Here is an 891-nt window from a genome sequence, read left to right as displayed (position 1 = left end):
CTTCGTGAAGCGACACCCGAGGCCGCCGTTCGCGAGACCGCCAAGTTGATTCAATCGGGTGTGCATCCGCAATCGATCAGCGATGCGTTGTTCTTGTCGGCGGGCGAAATGGTGATGCAACAACCCGCGATTGTCGCGTTGCACTCGGCCACATCAACCAACGCATTGCAGTACGCCTATCGCACTGCTGCTGATGACCAAAATCGAATGCGTCTGTTGCTTCAGAACGCTGCCTTCATCCCGCACTTCCGACAAGCGATGGATTCTCGCGGCAAAGTTGGTGATTCGCAGATCAATGAGCTCACTTCCGAATCTGCCGGCGATGATTCGGTTAGCGTTGATCAAATCTTTGACTCGGTCGGTCAAGATCGATCGCATGCCTCCGCGGCGACTTACCAGTACCTCGAATCGGATGGCAAGGCAGAGGATTTGATTCACGCCGCACGTCAGCTGACGTTCCTGAAAGGCAACGATTCGCACGATTACAAATACAGCTCCGCGGCGCTCGAAGACTATTACGCGATCTCGCCGGAACTGCGAAACCGCTACCTCGCCGCCGCGACCTATATGCTGCCCGGGAAAAACGACCGAGACAATTCGCTGGTCACCCGAGTCCGCGAGGCGTTGGCGTGATGCGGTTGTCTGCGAGTAGCTTTGGCTTGGTGTCAGCCAATTCTCGATTCATCATTCACGACGGCCCCCGCACATAACCAACGCCAACGCCCAAACGGCTCACATGATTCTTCCCCATCCTTTATGCCTACTTTGCGGTTGTGCAGTTTTTAGATGCTGTTCCAGTAACGCCTCGAAAACCCCGCCCGTGCAGCGGGAGGGGTCGGAAAGCGAGCGTTCAGCGAGATTTCCGGGGGAGGCAATCCGCGCCGCTTCCCA

General features: G+C 56.6%; 1 pseudogene. It reads left to right on the top strand.

What is annotated here, in order from left to right:
- Window positions 1-633, top strand: a pseudogene (locus RE6C_RS15275) (hypothetical protein); the annotation flags it as partial.
- Between the last annotated feature and the right edge of the window lie 258 nt (window positions 634-891).

It is taken from the genome of Rhodopirellula europaea 6C (assembly GCF_000338295.1).
GTDB classification, from domain to species: Bacteria; Planctomycetota; Planctomycetia; order Pirellulales; family Pirellulaceae; genus Rhodopirellula; species Rhodopirellula europaea.
The sequence above is the reverse complement of the archived record's forward strand: the minus strand, read 5'-3'. Positions and strand labels throughout refer to the sequence as shown.